Source organism: Lysobacter sp. yr284 (genome assembly GCF_900107375.1).
Lineage (GTDB): Bacteria > Pseudomonadota > Gammaproteobacteria > Xanthomonadales > Xanthomonadaceae > Lysobacter.
In genome coordinates this window covers 237197-254117 of the sequence record NZ_FNPT01000002.1, presented here as the reverse complement: position 1 = coordinate 254117, position 16921 = coordinate 237197, and the positions used below count along the sequence as shown (strand labels likewise).

Here is a 16921-nt window from a genome sequence, read left to right as displayed (position 1 = left end):
CTGCCCGCATGCTGCGCGGACACGGCCACGTCCTGATCAACACCCCGGACATCGAGCTCTGGCCCGGCGGCCTGCTGCGCGCGCGCAGCAACGCCGACGCCCGCGCCCTGGCGCGCGCGCGCCACGTGCTGCGGCGTAAGCGCGACGGCCGCTTCCTCGCCGCCGACCTGCCCGAAGGCGTGCTGCCGCTGGTGCACCGGCTGATGCGCGAGGACGGCATCGATGCCGCGCTGGACGCGCTCGAACGCATCGTCGACTACCGCCGCGAAGGCTTGCTGCGGGTCGCCGAACTGCCGCTGGACCGGCTCGAACAGCGCCTGGACGCGCTCGGCCTTGACGCCGCCGGCTACCAGGCGCGCACCGGCCTGGACCTGATCGCCGAACCCGACCGCCTGGCCCTGGCCGGCTTCGACCGCTACCGGCGCCCGCTGTGGCTGCATCCGGCCGCCGCGCGCGCCTGGACCCACCTGCGCGAGGCGGCGCTGCGCGACGGCATCGCGCTCGAGGCGATCTCCGGCTACCGCAGCCACGACTACCAACTGGGCATCTTCGAACGCAAGCGCGCGCGCGGCCAAAGCGTCGGCGAGATCCTCACCGTCAACGCCGCGCCCGGCTACAGCGAACACCACAGCGGGCTGGCGCTGGACATCGGCGCGCCCGGCGAGCCGCCGGCGGAGGAATCGTTCGAACGCACGCCCGCCTTCGCCTGGCTGCGCGAACAGGCCGGCGGCCACGGCTTCGCGATGAGCTACCCGCGCGGCAACCCGCACGGCATCGTCTACGAACCCTGGCACTGGCGCTACGCGCCGCCGGCCTGAACCCCGGGGCGATGCGATGAGCGCCGACGACGCCCGCCACAGCGATGCGCGCGTGCTCGCCGCCTGGCGCGAGAACGCCGCGCCGTGGACCCGCACGGTGCGTGCGCAGGCGATCGAAAGCCGCCGCCTGGTCACCGACCGCGCCGCGATCGAAGCCGCCGCGCGGCTGCGTCCGCGCACCGCGCTGGACCTGGGCTGCGGCGAAGGCTGGCTGACCCGCGCCCTGCTCGCCCGCGGCATCGACGCCCGCGGCAGCGACGCCGTACCGGCGCTGATCGAAGCCGCGCGCCGCGCCGATCCCGCCGCGCCGCCGCAGCGCTATGCCTGCCTGAGCTACGAAGACATCGCCGCCGGCGCGCTCGACGCGCGCTTCGACCTGATCGTGTGCAACTTCTCCCTGCTCGGCGGCGACGCGGTCGACGCCGTGCTGGCGGCCCTGCCGGCGCGCCTGAACGAAGGCGGCCACGTCCTGATCCAGACCCTGCACCCGCCCACCGCCTGCGCCGACGCCCCTTACCGCGACGGCTGGCGCGACGGCAGTTGGGCCGGCTGCGAAGGCGACTTCGGCGAACCCGCGCCGTGGTACTTCCGCACCCTCGGCGGCTGGCTGGCGCTGCTGCAACGCAGCGGCCTGACCCTGCGCGAACTGCAAGAACCCGTGCACCCGCAAACCCAGCGTCCGGCATCGCTGATCCTGCTGGCCGCACCGGGCTGAAACGTCCGGCAGCGAACCAGCCGCGTCGATCCGCACCGCGCCACGCCACTAAATGCCGACGAAGGCCGAAATCCATCCTGCCGTTGCCGTTGCTGTTGCCGTTGCCTTATTCCCCCACCTCGCCCGAGGCCGCCGCTGCGCAGACCCGGAGGGCGCGCGCATGGATGCGCGCGTGCGCCGTAGGGGCAGGATGCCCCTTACGGCGCATCCCCGCGCAAGGCGCTGGACTTGGTGGCTGGTGACTTCAGACAAGCGTTTTTCTTTGGTTGCTTTCTTTTGGCGCGCTGCCAAAGAAAGTAACTCGGCCGCTAGCGGACGAAAGCTGTTGATTGCGGCATGTCGTCACTCGTCAACGACGGCAGTGCAGTTGCGTGTCCGACTGTAGGAGCGGCGCAAGCCGCGACCGCGGCACCACCACTACGACGAAACCTCCGCAATCGCCGCGAGGCCGCGGTCGCAGCTTGCGCTTCCCCTACATCCAGGCAAGCGCAAACATCGCGCAAACCACCCCCACGACCAATCGAATACGCCCCCTCACCCCTGCGAGCGATCCACCGGCTTGGCCACCCCCGAGCCGATATCCGCGATCCGCCACAAATACAAACTGGCATAGGTCCGATACGGCCCCCACCGCTGTGCGATCTCCCCCAACGCTTTAGGCGCCGGCATCGCCCCCAGCTTGTCGACGAACTGCGCCCCCTTGCGGATGCCCAGGTCGTCCACCGGCAGGATGTCGGGACGGCCGAGGCGGAACATCAGCATCATCTCCACCGTCCAGCGGCCGATGCCGCGGATCGGCACCAGCGCGGCGACGATGGCGTCGTTGTCCATGTGCGCCATCGCGCGCAGGTCGGGAATCTCGCCGCGCGCTTCGCGCGCGGCCAGGTCGCGCAAGGCCAGCAGCTTGTTGCCGGACACGCCGCAGGCGCGCAAGGTCGCGTCGTCGCAGCGGCCCAGGGTGCCGTGGTGCAGGCGCGCGCTGCCGATCGCGGCCTCGACCCGGCCCACGATGGTCGAAGCGGCCTTGCCGCTGAGCTGCTGGAACAAGATCGCGCGCGCCAGCGCATCGACCGGATCGAAGCGCTGGCGCCAGCGCGCGTCGTTCGGGATCGGCCCGTTCTCGAGCGTGTCGACCTTCTTCATCCACGCGCCGAGCCGGCGGCACTTGCGGCTCAGGTGCGCGTGCGCGGCCTGCGCGTCGAACCCGCGGACCTGGCGCGGCACGTCAGCGCCGCACCGCGTCGGCGGCGTAGGCCAGCCACGCCAGGATCATCAAACTGCCGCCGTAGGGCGCGAGCCGGGTCGACGCGCCGAAGAAGTGCGCCGCGGCAAGGCTGCCGGCGAAGCCGAGCACGCCGAGCAGCAACGCGCCCAGCACCGCACGCGTGAACGCGCGTCGCGCCGGCGGCGCCAACGCCGCCAGGGCGATGCCGTGGCCGAAGGCGAACACCGCGGCGCTCTGCAGCCGGGCCTGCGCATGCGGATCGGCCGCCGCGTGCGCGGCGTAGGCCGACAGCGCCACCGCCAAAGCGGCAAGTACGGCGCCGCTGGCGGCGAGCAGGCGCGCGGACAACGGCGCGGGAATGCGGGTATCGGAAGCGCTGGCGCTCATGCGGGCGAACGCGGGAAGTGGGAGCGTTCAACGATAGCAGCGTTGGCGCGGGCGCGTTCGCGCAAGCTGCGGACTTGCGCTGCAGGAGCGGCGCGAGCCGCGACCGCGCGGCTTCAGCGCCGGGCGTTGGGAGGCCGCGGTCGCGGCTTGCGCCGCTCCTACAGCGGCACCCCATCGCCACGGCGATCCGGCCAAGACCGCCGTCGCGCTCGCCATCCCGAATCGCCAAAAAAAACGCGCCGCGGAATCCGCGGCGCGTTGGGGTGTCGCATCCGGCCCGCGCAAGCGCGGGCGACGGGATTACTTGACCGGCCAGTAGACGTCGAACTGGCCCAGGGCCGGGTCGAAGCTCTGGTCGATGCCGGCCTTCCAGCTCTCGTACGGACGGTCGGTGGTCGAGTAGCCGCGGGTCATCGCCCAGGCGCGCACGGCGTCGCGCACCGGCGGCAGCGCGGCGAAGTTGTGGCCGCCGCTGGAGGCGACGACGACCTTCGAGGCCGGCAGCAGCGAAGCCTTGACCGGGCCTTCGACCTTGACTTCCAGCGCGGTGGCGTCGCCGGTGGCGGTGTCGCCCTTCTTGCGCACGACCTGCACGGTGTCGAAGTCGTAGGTCTCGGTGCCGAACTCGTTGGTCACGATGCGCACCGGGCCGACCGCTTCCAGGCCGTTGGCGGCGATGACCTTGTTGATCCACTCCATGTTGGCGTGGATCTGGCCCTTGATCTTGTCGTTGTTGCGCTCGACCGCGGCGTTGACGCTGAGGATGTTCTCGGCGGGACGGTCGACGGCCTTCGGCGCATTGTTCGGATCGGTTTCCGACAGCTTGGCGTAGTCGTAGTTCGGCACGGTCGCGAGCAGGTTGCTCAGGCGCGCCAGGCCCATCTTGATGTCTTCGCCGACGCTGCTGCTGACGTACAGGCCGGAGTAGCGGCCGAGCAGGTTGAAGCCGTAGTCGACGTCGTAGGTCTGGGTGATCTCGACGTTGCGGTTGTTGCGGCCGGTCGGCTTGAAGGTGAACTCGGAGCGCTTGTTCTCGCCGCGCTCGGGGTTGGTGATCTTGTAGCCGACCAGCTTGCCCGGCTCGCTCTTGACGATTTCCCAGCTGCCCTGGCCCAGGCCGCGTTCCTTGGAGGAGTATTCCAGGCGGGCGCCCACGCCCTCATCCTTGCCGACCAGCTTGATCTCCATATTCGGATCGCGCAGCGCCAGCGGGTTCCATTCCTTGAAGCGACGCACGCTGTTCAAGGTGTCGAAGACGATGGTCAGCTTGCGGTTGGTCTCCACCGAATGCGACAGGTGGCGGCTCGACGGCAGAACGATGCCGACGACCAGGAACAGCACGGCGACGATCGCCAGGGAAATCAGAATCTCGATCAGACGGGTCATTCAGGGTTCTCCAGGGCCGGGCCCAGGTGCGGGCCAGGGGCGCAGACCCGCAATCGTAGCAAGATAAATCCCGGCAAGGGCAGCCGTCACAGGCAAGAAAGCCCATCGAAAGTCGTCGTGGCCGGCCCGCGCCGCGAAAAGCCCGCAACTGGCCGGCTTTGTGCCGCCTCGAAGCGGCATCCGCTCCGGTATGCGGACGCGTAAGCGCAAATCCGGTCAAGTCCGGACGCGGCGCAGGCGCCCTCGCCTCGCCCGCGCCTGCGCATTCGCGCGCCGCCGCGGCGCGCGCCGGGCGGAAGGATTCGACGAAAGTAGAAGCCGGGCCGGACGCGGCCGGCCGGCGGCCGCGCACCGCGGCGGCGACGGCGAAGCCCGGCTTACCGAGGCGGACCCGCCCCGATGCGGCCGGATCGCTGGATCCGGCCGGCCCGGACCGCGCCCCGGCGCGCCGCCCGTGGCCGCTCGCGCGCCGGCGACGGGCCGCCGGGCATGCAGCGCGCCCGGCCGGCGACCGCGCTCAGACCAACTGCAGCTCGAACGCCTTCAGCACCGCCCGGGTGCGGTCGCGCACGCCCAGCTTGGACAGGATGTTCGACACGTGGTTCTTGATCGTCCCCTCGGCCACCCCGAGCGAATTGGCGATCTCCTTGTTGGAGAAGCCGCCGGCCATCAGCCGCAGGATCTCGGTCTCGCGCTCGGTCAGCGGGTCGGGCCGGTCCAGGCTGACGAAGTCGTTGCGCATGTGCTCCAGGCCCGACAGCAGGCGCTGGGTCATCGCCGGCTGCACCAGCGAGCCGCCATCGGCCACGGTCTGGATGGCGCCGACCAGTTGCTCCAGCGACACGTCCTTGAGCAGGTAGCCCTTGGCCCCGGCCTTAAGCCCGGCCAGCACCAGTTGGTCGTCGTCGAAGGTGGTCAGGATGATCGTCGGCGGCAGGTAGCCGCTGCGGGCCAGGGCCTGCAGCGCCTCCAGGCCGGACATCACCGGCATGCGCATGTCCATCAGGACCACGTCCGGGCGCAGGTTCGGGATCATCTCGACCGCCTGGCGGCCGTCGCCGGCCTCGGCCACGACTTCGATGCCCTCGGCCAGGGCGAGCAGCGAGCGCACGCCCTGCCGGACCAGGGTCTGGTCGTCGACGAGCAATACGCGGATGGGATTGGGGATCATGTCAGGGCTCCTTCGCGGCCCATGGCGGCCGCGGTGGCGGGCAGGGTCAGGCGCAGGCTGAAGCCGGCCTCGGCCCGGGTTTCGATTCGCAGTTGGCCGCCGTGCTGCACCAGCCGCTCGCGCATGCCGCGCAGGCCGTTGCCGGCGATCAGGTGGTCGGCGCCGCGGCCGTCGTCGCGCGCGCTCATGACGATGTGGCCGTCGTTGCGGCGCACGTCGATCCACAGGTGCTGGGCGCCGGCGTGGCGGACCGCGTTGGTGATGATCTCCTGGGCGCAGCGCAGCAGCACGTGGGCGCGCTCGGGGTCGTCCAGGGTCAGCGGGGTCTCGATGTCCATGCGGATGTCCAGGGCGGGCACGTTCTCGGCGAGCGGGCGCAGCGCCAGCGACAGGTCGATGGCGCCGTTCTCGCGCAGTTGGCTGACCGCCTCGCGCACGTCGGTGAGCAGCAGTCGCGCCAGAGTATGCGCCTGCTGCACGTGTTCCTTGACCCGGCCTTCCGACAGGTGCCCGGCCACTTCCAGGTTCAGGCTCAGCGCGGTGAGGTGGTGGCCGAGCAGGTCGTGCAGCTCGCGCGAGATGCGGGTGCGCTCGTTGATGCGCGCGCTTTCGGCCAGCAGCGCGCGGGTCGCGCGCAGCTCGGCGTTGAGCCGGCGCTGGTCCTCGCGCGCCTGGGCCTGCTGCATCGCCACCAGCGAGCTGACGAAGACCAGGCTGGAGAACCCGGCGTAGGCCACCGACTGCACGATCGCCACCAGCAGCGGCTGGCCGATGGCGATGACGAACACCGGGATGATCGACAGGTTGCTCAGGACCAGCCACGCCACCCCGACCCGCAACGGCAGCAGCCACGGCAGCAGCCCGGCCACGACCATCAGCAGGATGCTGCCGATGCCGCTGTTGGAGTAGTAGCCCACGCCGATGGCGCAGGCGGTCAGGACCAGCAGCAGGGCGTGGTCGGCCGGTCCCGGCCGGCGCTGGCCGAGGCCGCGGCTGGCCCACCAGTAGACCGCGCCGAAGGCCAGGTGGATGGCCACCCAGCGCAGGATCAGCAGGAAGAAGGTGTGCTCGCTGCCGCCGGGCAGCGAAGTCGCCGCCTCCGGCTCGAGCCACATGATCACCAGCCAGCACCCGGCCACTCCCCAGGTGAACAGCCCGGCGAAGCGCATGAGTTGGGTGGGGGTCAGGCGTGCCAGCATGAACGCATGCTAACGGTAGCGGTGCCCGGGCGGAGCCGTCCGAAAGTCATGGACTTGGGCGTTCGCCCCGCGACCGCCCCCCGTGCGATAATCGACGGCGCCGGCACGGATTTCGCGCCGGCTTGCAACTATCTGGAGCCTGGAATGTCGATCGTCGTCCGCGACGTGCGCGAGCACGAGCTGGATTCCGTCCTTGCCCTCAACAACGCCGCCGGGCCTGCGATCCTGCCGCTGGATGCGGCGCGTCTGCGTCACTTCTTCGACACCGCCGAATATTTCCGCGTCGCCGAACGCGACGGCACCCTGGCCGGTTTCCTGATCGGCGTGGGTTCCGGCGCCGGCCACGACAGCAGCAATTTCCGCTGGTTCCACGAGCGCTATCCGGACTTCTTCTACATCGACCGCATCGTCGTCGCCAGCCGCCGCCGCGGCGGCGGCGTCGGCCGCGCCTTCTATGCCGACGCCCAGAGCTACGCCGAGCTGCGCTACCCGCAGCTGGCCTGCGAGGTGTTCCTGGAAGGCGGCAACGACCCGGCCCTGCTGTTCCACGGCAGCTTCGGCTTCCGCGAGGTCGGCCAGCACGTGATGGAAGAGGCCGGCGTGCGCGCGGCGATGCTGATGAAGCCGCTGTGCAGCTTCGAATGGGTGCGCCAGACCTACGGCGACGCCCTGCCCGACGCCGGCTGGCTGGCCCGCCCGCGGGTGCCGGTGGCGCCCGTCCACGCCGACGCGCCGCGTCCCACCGGGACCTGCCCGTGAGCGTGGCCGTGGATTACGAACAGGCCGGCGAACTCAAGATCGGCCAGGTCGGCATCGCCAACCTGCGCATCCGCAGCCTCGACGTGCCGCGCCTGGTCGAGGAAATGCGCAGCCGCGTGCAGCGCGCCCCGAACATGTTCGGCCGCGCCGCGGTGGTGATCGACTTCGGCGGCCTCAGCCATGCGCCCGACATCGCCTCCGCCCAGGCCCTGCTCGACGGGCTGCGCGCGGCCGGCGTGCTGCCGGTGGCGCTGGCCTACGGCACCAGCGAGATCGAGAAACTGTCGCAGGCGCTGGGCCTGCCGCTGCTGGCCAAGTTCCGCGCGTCCTACGAGCGCGCCGACGGCGCCGCCGTCGCCGAAGCCGCGGCGCCGCGACGCGAAGCGCCGGCGCCCGCGCCGGCCGCCGAACCGGCCCGCAGCACGCCGCGCCCGCCGGCCGGCGCGCCGGCCGTCGCGCAGGCTTCATCGGTAGGAATGATCCAATCCGCGCCGGTGCGCTCGGGCCAGCAGATCTACGCCGACAACCGCGACCTGACCGTGCTGACCACGGTCGGCGCCGGCGCCGAGGTCATCGCCGACGGCTCGGTCCACATCTACGGCCCGTTGCGCGGCCGCGCCCTGGCCGGCGCGCAGGGCAACGCGAAAGCGCGCATCTTCTGCCGCGAGTTCTACGCCGAACTGGTCGCCATCGCGGGCCGCTACAAAGTGCTCGAAGAAATCCCCAAGGAGCTGCGCGGCAAGCCCGTGCAGGTCTGGCTGGAAGACGAACAAATCAAGATTGCGGCGCTGGATTGACGCCGCACGAACGGAGGAACGAATTTTGACCGAGATTATTGTTGTCACTTCGGGCAAGGGCGGCGTCGGCAAGACCACGACCAGCGCCAGCCTGTCCTGCGGTCTCGCCCGACGCGGCCACAAAGTCGCGGTCATCGACTTCGACGTCGGTCTGCGCAACCTCGACCTCATCATGGGCTGCGAGCGCCGCGTGGTGTACGACTTCGTCAACGTCGTCAACGGCGAAGCCTCGCTCAAGCAAGCCCTGATCAAGGACAAGCGCTTCGACACCTTGTTCATCCTGGCCGCGTCGCAGACCCGCGACAAGGACGCGCTGACCAAGGAAGGCGTGCAGAAGGTGCTCGAGGACCTCACCGCCGAAGGCTTCGACTACATCGTCTGCGATTCGCCGGCCGGCATCGAGAAGGGCGCGTTCCTGGCGATGTACTTCGCCGACCAGGCGGTGGTGGTGGTGAACCCGGAAGTGTCCTCGGTGCGCGACTCCGACCGCATCCTGGGCCTGCTCTCGTCCAAGACCCGCCGCGCCGAGAACGGCGAGCGCGTCAAAGAACACCTGCTGCTGACCCGCTACAGCCCCAAGCGGGTGGAAACCGGCGAGATGCTCAGCATCGGCGACGTCGAGGAAATCCTCGGCCTCAAGACCGTCGGCGTGATCCCGGAGTCCGGCGACGTGCTCAACGCCTCCAACAAGGGCGAGCCGGTGATCCTGGAAACCGAATCCGATGCCGCCCAGGCCTACGACGACGCCGTCGCCCGCCTGCTCGGCGACACCCGTCCGATGCGCTTCACCCAAGTGGAAAAGAAGGGCTTCTTCAGCAAGATTTTCGGAGGCTGAACTCATGGGTCTGTTCGACTTCCTGCTGGCCAAGAAGCAAACCGCCGCGGTCGCCAAGGACCGCCTGCGGATCATCGTCGCGCACGAACGCGCCGGCCGCGGCGGCCCGGATTACCTGCCGATGCTGCAGCGCGAACTGTTGGAAGTGATCCGCAAGTACGTCAACGTCGACGTCGAGGCGGTCAAGGTCGACGTGGTCAAGGAAGGCCAGCACGACGTGCTCGACATCTCGGTGGCCTTGCCGGACGCGCCGGGCTCGACGCCGGCGTAAACGCCGGGCAGCGGCCGGGATTCCGGCCGCTTCGGCTACGCCGCTGCGCGATCCGCATCGCCGCGCATCGGCGGCGGCCGGGCGGTCGTCGCTGCAGGCGCGGCTCGCCATCGAATGGCTTCGGCCGGGGGGTTGGTTTCCGCCGGCGCCTGGCACCGAGCTTCTTCGCAGGATCGCGGCCGCCGCGCATCCTGCGCACCGATCCGCAACGCCGACTCCGCCGACTCCGCCATGCTCACCCTCGCCGACATCGCCTTCGACGACGCCTCCGCCCTGCTCGCCCGCTACGGGCTGGCGCTGGTGCATGTGGCCGACGGCGACGCGATTCCCGGCAGCTACTGGGGCGACAGCGAGGCCGGCATCATCGCCAGCACCGTCTATGCGCGCGCGGACACCCCGGTGCATTCGATGCTGCACGAGGCCTGCCACCTGATCGTGCTGCCGCCGCAGCGGCGCGCGGCGGTGCATACCGACGCCACCGACTCGGTCGAGGAAGAGGACGCGGTGCTGGTGCTGCAGACCGTGCTGGCCGACGCCCTGCCCGGCGTCGGGCGCGAACGCATGTACGCCGACATGGACGCCTGGGGCTACACCTTCCGCCTGGGCTCGGCCAAGGCCTACGTCGAGCAGGACGCGCAGACCTCGTGGCAATGGTTGGCCGAGCGCGGCCTGGTCGAGCTGCCGCAGCGCACGCTGGCGGCTTAGGCGGCGGCGCTCGCAGCCAAGCGGCTGCGCTTTAGCTTTTGTGGGAGGGGCTTCAGCCCCGATGCTCTTCGCTCAGGTCGCGGGGCAGCCCCCACCGCAAGACGATCGGGCAGGACAGCGTCGGGGCTGAAGCCCCTCCCACGACAGCAGACCGTCCCGCAAAAGCGGGCCACGCGGTTAGCGCGGATCTTCGCCGAGCGGCCACCGACGCCCTCCCTGGCGCCGACGCCATTCCAACCTTGCGGAGCGGGTTATCCCCATAACGCCGGCCCCGTCTTGCGTACCACGGTGCTTCCCTTCCCCTGAAGCGCCATCCAAGGCGCCACTCTCCCCGAGTTCCCGGGCGGCGCGCTCAGTGCGCGGCCAGCCGCTCGTGCCGCTCGCGCGAGACCGCCATCGGCGCCGCCGGCAGCGCCACGGCGCGGTCGACCTCGACCTCCGCCTCGCTGACCGGATCGGGCAAGGCGCGGGCGGCGCTGCGGTTGGGGCCGGCGTCGGCCGGCCCGTTGATCACCACCACCCCCACCGCCGCCAGCGCCAGCAAGGCGAACAGTGCGATGCGGATGGCGCGGCGTGCGTAAGGCAGGCGGCTGCGGACCGGGGCCTGCGGCGCCTGGGCCCAGCTCAGGTCCGCGCTGAACAGCCGGACCCCGCCATCGGCCCCGCGCAACGGCAGTGCCGTCAGCGTCGCCGTGTGCAACTTGCTGTGCGCGGAAGAGCCCAAGGTCTGTTTCATTCCTTATCCAATGCAGCCGATGCTCGATGCCAGGATCCCCACCCTGGCCGGGCCGCCGACGAGCGGCTGCCCTTGCACGTCACTTTTTCCGTTTTCGCGTCACAAATCAAATCTGTTTTCGTGACAGGCGCCCGACCACCCCGCTCACGCGCCGTTTCCTTGACTGAACGAAAGCGCGGCCCAGGTCGCGAGTGTTGCGTGGAGGCCGCGTTAATACCGAATATTTAACAATCTAAACGATTACACATAACTTTAAATTTACAAATTTCCGCGAACTTGTCCGCAGTTCGTCGTGGGGCAACGGCCCGAATCGGCCAAGACCGGCCGCTCCGCACGCTTCAGGTAACCGTTTTCACAGCCTCGACTGTGCCGGATTTGCGCAAACTCTCTGCAACAGCGGCCGCACGGCCGGCCTCGACGCGTCCGCATCGCACTGCGGCTTGCGCCTCGCCGACCCGCCCTCTAGCCTTCCGGTTCGCGCGCCAAGCGCAGCACTATTTCCGGAGAGAGCACACATGAAACCTGTCCGCGCCTTGTTGGCGCTCGGCGTCGCTGCGGCCGTGATCGGCCTGGCCGGCTGCAAGAAGGAACCCGCCTCCGTCCCGAGCGCCGCGGCGCCGGCGGCCGCGCCGGCCGGCGAGACCGCGGATCAGTTCATCGCCCGGGTCAACGACGAGTACAAGAAGATGTACCCGGAGATGACCGCCGCGCAGTGGCTGTCCTCGACCTACATCAACGACGACAGCCAGCTGCTGTCGGCCAAGGCCAACGAGCGCTACCTCGGCCAGCTCAACAGCTGGATCGAGCAGTCCAGGAAGTTCGAAGGCCAGCCGATGTCGCCGGCCACCGCGCGCGCGATCCAGTTGCTCAAGATCGGCACCGCGATGCCGGCGCCGAAGGATCCGGCCCGGCTCGCCGAGCTGACCCAGATCGCCACCCGCATGGAAGGCATGTACGGCGCCGGCAGCTACTGCAGCGGCCCCGGCGAGACCGATTGCCGCCAGCTCGGCGACCTGGAAGACGTGCTGCGCAACAGCCGCGACTACGACGCCCAGCTCGACGCCTGGAAGGGCTGGCACACCATCTCCAAGCCGATGCGCAAGGACTACACGCGCTTCGTCGAACTGGTCAACGAAGGCGCGCGCAACCTCGGCTACGCCGACACCGGCGAGCTGTGGCGCTCGGGCTACGACATGAGCCCGGCCGAACTGTCGGCCGAGACCGACCGCCTGTGGGGCCAGGTCAAGCCGCTGTACGAGCAGCTGCACTGCTACACCCGCTCGCGCCTGGAAGCCAAGTACGGCAACGACAAGGGCCAGGTCGCCGGCGGCCTGCTGCCCGCGCACCTGCTCGGCAACATGTGGCAGCAGGACTGGGGCAACCTGTGGGACGTGCTGGCGCCGTACAGCGAGCAGCAGGCCGGCAGCCTGGACATTAACGCCGCGCTGGCGCGCCAGTACCAGCAGGTCCTCGACGCGCAGCAGGCCAAGGCCGGCGGCGAACGCGACGCGGCCGGGCAGGCGCAGCTGGAGGTCGACGCGCAGCTCGCCAACGCCAAGCGCATGACCGAGCGCGCGCAGGACTTCTACGTCTCGCTGGGCATGCCCAAGCTGCCCGACAGCTACTGGGCCAAGACCCAGTTCGTGAAGCCGCGCGACCGCGACGTGGTCTGCCACGCCAGCGCCTGGGACATGAACATGTCCGGCGACGTGCGCACCAAGATGTGCATCAAGCCGAACGAAGAAGACTTCACCACGATCTACCACGAGCTCGGCCACGTCTATTACTACCTGGCCTACAACAAGCAGCCGCCGCTGTTCCAGACCGGCGCGCACGACGGCTTCCACGAGGCCATCGGCGACACCATCGTGCTGGCGATGACGCCGAAGTACCTGTCCTCGATCGGCATGGTCGCCAACCCGCAGCAGAGCCAGGAAGCGCTGATCAACGCGCAGATGCGCATGGCCCTGGCCAAGGTCTCGTTCCTGCCGTTCGGCCTGATGATCGACCGCTGGCGCTGGGGCGTGTTCGACGGCTCGATCAAGCCCGACCAGTACAACAAGGCGTGGTGGGAGCTGAAGGCGCGCTACCAGGGCGTGGCGCCTGTGGAGGCGCGCGGCGAGGACTTCTTCGACCCGGGCGCCAAGTACCACGTGCCGGGCAACACCCCGTACACGCGCTACTTCCTCTCGCACATCCTGCAGTTCCAGTTCTACAAGTCGCTGTGCGACGCGGCCGGCTACAAGGGCCCGCTGTACGAGTGCAGCTTCTACGGCAACAAGGCCGCCGGCGCCAAGTTCGAGGCGATGCTGAGCAAGGGCGCGAGCCAGCCGTGGCAGCAGACGATGAAGGAACTGACCGGCGGCGAGAAGATGGACGCCTCGGCGGTGCTGGAATACTTCGCGCCGCTGCAGACCTGGCTCAAGCAGCAAAACGAAGGCAGGAGCTGCGGCTGGCAGGCGTCGGCGGCGGGCGCGCCCGCGCCGACGTCGCCGGCCAAGCCGGCGGCGAAGGTCGAGGCGCCGGCCAAGCCCGCCAAGGGCTGAGCGCAGGCCGCGTCCGCAGGAGAGAAAAACCGGCTTCGGCCGATTTTTCTTTTCTGCGGCCTTCGCGCCGCGCGCGGCCGCCGCGCGCTATCGCGCCGCGCCGGGTTTGTTCGCGCTGCGTTTGCCCGCGCGTTTGTTCGCGTCGCGCCGTTCGCGCTGCTGCCGCACCTGCGCCAGCAGCGCGCGGTTGCGCGCCAGCAGCGTCTTCAGGCGCTCCTGCAGATACGCGCCGACCATCGCCGAATACGGCCGTTGCGGCTGCGCCAGCGCCTGAATGTCGTCGAGCGCGGCCTCCACCTGGGCCAACGCGGCCAACGCCCGGTCGGGCGGCAGATAGGCCACGTCGTCCAGGCGCGCCTCGACCCCGGCCAGGCGAGCCTGCACCATCGTCAGATGGTCGGTGCGCGCTTCCACCAGATGCTGGCGGTTGAGCCCGAGCACTTCGATGGTGGTGGTGCCGTAGGGATCGGCGGCGCGGCCGTGGAAACGTGGCGCGACCAGCGACAGCCCGGCCTCCGGCCAGCACAGGTGCCGGGCCGGGTCGCTGCGCGCCGGATCGATCAGCAACGCGTCCTCGGCTTTGTGATCGCTGCGCGGTCCGCGCGCGCGACGGCCGCGGATCGGGAACTGGTTGCCCTTGCCCACCGTGGTTTCCGCCGTCGCCGCCAGCTGCGCGCGGCTCATGCCGGCGCTGGCGATGCGCAGGCCGTTGCGGCGGTTGCACAGGATGCAGCTCGGCAGCAGGTTGTCCCAGTCCGCGGCCAGCCACCAGTAGCCGCGATGCCTGGCATCTTCGCTGACGCCGGCCTTGGGCCGGTAATGCTCGACGTCGGTCGGCGCGCCGGCGCTGTGGAAGGTTTCGCAGTACGCGCACTTGCCGTGGAACAGCTTGGCCATGGCCTCGGCGACGTCGTCGCCCTTGTAGGCGCCGAACCCCGGGAAGCTGCCCGCGGCGCCGCTGCGGTAATGCGCGCGCGCCAGCTTCGCCTCCGACTTGCCGGGGCCGTCGGCCTGGGTGAGCGAGCGCGGCGCGGCGACGTCGCCGCGCTTGACCGGCCTCATTTGCCGATCTCCTTGCCCAGGCGCTGTTCCAACCGACGCACAATCTCCTCCAGCGCCTGCTCGCGCAGCCGGCCGCGCTGCGGCGGCGATGCGCTGCGCCGGGTGCGGATGTAGCGCTCGGTCGCCTCGCCGATCAGTTGTTCGGCCGGCGTGTCGCCGCGCGGCAGCGCCTCCAGATCCAACGCCAGCCGCTCGCGCTCGCGCGCCTGCGCAGGCGTCGGTTCCGGCACCCCGAGCAGGTAGGCATAGCGGTTCAACGCGGCCTCGGTCTGCGGCCGCGCGGTGCTGGGCAGGCCGAAATAATCCGAGGTGAGCAGCTGGTCGGTGCGCATCAGCTCGATGTTGGGCAGGTTCGCGCGCGCGCGGATGCGGTCGTCCTCGTCGCGGTACAGCACATGCACCTCGCCGTCGCGCATGCCGCGCAGGCACAGCGCATCGTGCGCGCTGACGATGAACTGCACCTTCGGCATGGCCCGGCGCAGCGCCGCGATCACTTCGATCTTCCAGCGCGGATGCAGGTGCACGTCGATCTCGTCGACCAGGACCACGCCCTGGGCGAACTCCAGGTTGCCCCAGGTTTCGACCATGCGCCGCATGATGTCCACCGCCATCGCGAACAGCGCCCGGTAGCCGTCGCTCATCCGCTCCACCGGGGTGACCCTGCCGTGGGCCTGCACCAGCACGTGGCCGTCTTCGGCGCGGAACACGCGGTCGTCGCCGTGCAGGGCGAAGATCTCGCGCAGCGCGCGCGCGACCGGATCGAAGTGCGGGTTGTCCGGATCGCGCAGCCAGGCGCCCGGGTCCTGCAGCGCCGCGAACGGGTCGAACAGGCTGCGGGCGACGGCTCCGGCGGCGCCCTTGCCGTGGGCGCGGAAGAAGCGGCGTGCGCCGTAGGCCAGCAGCATCGGCGCGGCGCCGGCGCTGGCGCGCACTCCGCTGTCGGTAGAAGCGTCGGTGTCGTCGGCGAAGTCCGCGACGAACCGGCCCATCGAGTCCACGCCCAGGCGTCGGGTCTCGCCGTTGGAAAGGCGGACCTCGACCCGCGGCGGCTGCGGCGACGGATCCCAGGAGCGTCGTTCGCGCGGCAGGAATTCGGCGCCGTCGGCGCGCGCGGCGCGGCGTTGGGGGCCATCCATGAGCGCAAGCGCCAAGGCCTGCAGCACCGTACTCTTGCCGGCGGCGTTCTCGCCCAGCAGCATCGCGCCGGAAGTCGCCCCGGACTGGCTGCTGCGCGTGGCGAAGTCGAGTTTCAGGTCGTCGATGGCCTTGAAGTCGCGAATCCGCACCGATTCGATGTATGCCGCCGGCGGATGCACGCGCGTACGCCAGACCGTGGACTCGCGCGCCTGCGCCAGCACGCGCGCTTGGAAATCGCGATAGGCCGCAGCCGCGTCGATCCAGTCCTGGCCGCGGCCGTCGAGCGCCGCCAGGCCGCGGTCGCTGCGCAGCTTGCCGGGAAACGCCGCGCCGGCCCGCGCCAACGCCTCGGCGAACACCCAATCGATCGCCGCGCGCATCGCGCCGGAATGCGCCAGGGTGTCGAGTTGTTCCATGAACCCGGCGGATGTCGAATAGCGCCCGACGATCTTGTTCTCCAGGGTGACCAGGGCGAACTCGATCGCGTCCTTGCGCTGGCGCGCCAACCGTTCGCGATTGAGCGCCAGTATCTCGATGCTGGCGTAGCCGCGATCGTCGCGCGCCAGCAGATAGCCGTCGGGCAGGAAACTCAGGTGGCGCGAAGGGTCGTCGCGGCAGGGATCGATCAGCAGCGGGCGTTCGATCGCCACGGTCTCGCGGTACGCGGTCATCGCCCGCGCCCGCGGCGACGCCAGCGGGAAGGCGTTGCGCTTGTACGCGGCGCACTCGCGGCAGGCCAGCATCAGGTTGCGCCATTCGTAGGCCAGCCACGCGTAGTGATCGGCGCTTTCCTGGCCGCTGCGCGGGTCCAGGGCGGACATGACCGGGCGGAAGTTCTCGATCAGGCCCTGGTCCGGTTCCACCCGCGCCTCGCAGTAGGCGCACTTGCCGGCGAACTGGTCGCGCAGCCGCTGCATCACCTCCTCGTCCAGGAACAGGCGGTTGTAGCGTTCGAACGGCGGCCGCAAGCCTGCGCGCACGTCCGCGGGCCTGGCGTAGAAGGCGGTCATCTCGCTCGCCCAATGCAGCAGTTCCGGCCGCCGCAGCGAGTGCGGCGCAGCAATGCGTTTGACCTTCCTCATCCGGCCCCTCCCATGGGCGCTGCGACGCTGGCGCGGCGTTCCGGCCGCGCGGGCCGCCATTATGGACGTGACCGGCTGTGGCGGAATACG

At 70.1% G+C, this 16921-nt stretch carries 16 protein-coding genes; 8 read left to right on the top strand and 8 right to left on the bottom strand.

Annotation, left to right across the window (positions count from 1 at the left end; all coding sequences use genetic code 11):
* Positions 1-8: 8 nt before the first annotated feature.
* On the top strand, positions 9-818 hold the full coding sequence (locus tag BLV01_RS06180) for a M15 family metallopeptidase (protein ID WP_091795409.1): 810 nt from the start codon (positions 9-11) through the stop codon (positions 816-818).
* A 16-nt stretch (positions 819-834) separates the two neighbouring features.
* Positions 835-1533 (top strand): class I SAM-dependent methyltransferase, encoded by a 699-nt coding sequence (locus tag BLV01_RS06175; protein ID WP_091795403.1) that lies wholly within the window; start codon positions 835-837, stop codon positions 1531-1533.
* 534 nt (positions 1534-2067) lie between these two features.
* On the opposite strand, the gene BLV01_RS06170 is transcribed toward BLV01_RS06175, so the two are convergent.
* From BLV01_RS06170 to BLV01_RS06150, 5 genes are all read right to left on the bottom strand, one after another.
* The gene (locus BLV01_RS06170) at positions 2068-2757 is read right to left on the bottom strand and encodes a DNA-3-methyladenine glycosylase family protein (RefSeq protein ID WP_091795396.1); all 690 of its coding nucleotides are present in this window, start codon (positions 2755-2757) and stop codon (positions 2068-2070) included.
* A 1-nt stretch (position 2758) separates the two neighbouring features.
* The gene (locus tag BLV01_RS06165) at positions 2759-3145 is read right to left on the bottom strand and encodes a hypothetical protein (protein WP_091795392.1); all 387 of its coding nucleotides are present in this window, start codon (positions 3143-3145) and stop codon (positions 2759-2761) included.
* 300 nt (positions 3146-3445) lie between these two features.
* The gene (locus BLV01_RS06160) at positions 3446-4531 is read right to left on the bottom strand and encodes a polyketide cyclase (protein ID WP_091795389.1); all 1086 of its coding nucleotides are present in this window, start codon (positions 4529-4531) and stop codon (positions 3446-3448) included.
* Positions 4532-5048: 517 nt separating this feature from the next.
* Positions 5049-5702 (bottom strand): response regulator, encoded by a 654-nt coding sequence (locus BLV01_RS06155; protein WP_091795385.1) that lies wholly within the window; start codon positions 5700-5702, stop codon positions 5049-5051.
* A complete protein-coding gene (locus tag BLV01_RS06150; protein ID WP_091795382.1) occupies positions 5699-6901 on the bottom strand; it encodes a sensor histidine kinase in 1203 nt (400 codons plus the stop codon). Before BLV01_RS06150 ends, BLV01_RS06155 begins: the two co-directional genes overlap by 4 nt.
* Before the next feature lie 144 nt (positions 6902-7045).
* Here BLV01_RS06150 and BLV01_RS06145 point away from each other — a divergent pair, with 144 nt between their 5' ends.
* From BLV01_RS06145 to BLV01_RS06125, 5 genes are all read left to right on the top strand, one after another.
* Positions 7046-7660, top strand: a complete 615-nt coding sequence (locus BLV01_RS06145) for a GNAT family N-acetyltransferase (RefSeq protein ID WP_091795379.1) — start codon at positions 7046-7048, stop codon at positions 7658-7660.
* Entirely contained in the window at positions 7657-8457 is an 801-nt protein-coding gene (minC, locus tag BLV01_RS06140; protein WP_254782528.1) for a septum site-determining protein MinC, read from the top strand. The genes BLV01_RS06145 and minC overlap by 4 nt, the downstream gene beginning before the upstream one ends.
* A 25-nt stretch (positions 8458-8482) precedes the next feature.
* Positions 8483-9292 (top strand): septum site-determining protein MinD, encoded by an 810-nt coding sequence (minD, locus tag BLV01_RS06135; RefSeq protein ID WP_091795372.1) that lies wholly within the window; start codon positions 8483-8485, stop codon positions 9290-9292.
* A 4-nt stretch (positions 9293-9296) separates the two neighbouring features.
* Entirely contained in the window at positions 9297-9563 is a 267-nt protein-coding gene (gene minE, locus BLV01_RS06130) for a cell division topological specificity factor MinE (RefSeq protein WP_057946887.1), read from the top strand.
* A 231-nt stretch (positions 9564-9794) separates the two neighbouring features.
* Positions 9795-10268, top strand: coding sequence for a hypothetical protein (locus BLV01_RS06125; RefSeq protein WP_091795369.1), 474 nt, complete (start codon positions 9795-9797; stop codon positions 10266-10268).
* A gap of 352 nt (positions 10269-10620) precedes the next feature.
* Here BLV01_RS06125 and BLV01_RS06120 read toward each other — a convergent pair whose 3' ends face one another.
* Positions 10621-11004, bottom strand: a complete 384-nt coding sequence (locus BLV01_RS06120) for a hypothetical protein (protein WP_091795366.1) — start codon at positions 11002-11004, stop codon at positions 10621-10623.
* Positions 11005-11519: 515 nt separating this feature from the next.
* Between BLV01_RS06120 and BLV01_RS06115 the strand changes: the two genes are divergently transcribed.
* The gene (locus BLV01_RS06115; RefSeq protein WP_091795364.1) at positions 11520-13550 is read left to right on the top strand and encodes a M2 family metallopeptidase; all 2031 of its coding nucleotides are present in this window, start codon (positions 11520-11522) and stop codon (positions 13548-13550) included.
* 87 nt (positions 13551-13637) lie between these two features.
* Here BLV01_RS06115 and BLV01_RS06110 read toward each other — a convergent pair whose 3' ends face one another.
* Both BLV01_RS06110 and BLV01_RS06105 read right to left on the bottom strand, forming a co-directional pair.
* Positions 13638-14612, bottom strand: coding sequence for an HNH endonuclease family protein (locus BLV01_RS06110; protein ID WP_091795361.1), 975 nt, complete (start codon positions 14610-14612; stop codon positions 13638-13640).
* Positions 14609-16831 carry an AAA family ATPase gene (locus BLV01_RS06105; RefSeq protein WP_139178531.1) on the bottom strand — a complete coding sequence of 741 codons (2223 nt, stop codon included), beginning with the start codon at positions 16829-16831 and terminating at the stop codon, positions 14609-14611. Before BLV01_RS06105 ends, BLV01_RS06110 begins: the two co-directional genes overlap by 4 nt.
* Positions 16832-16921 lie beyond the last annotated feature (90 nt).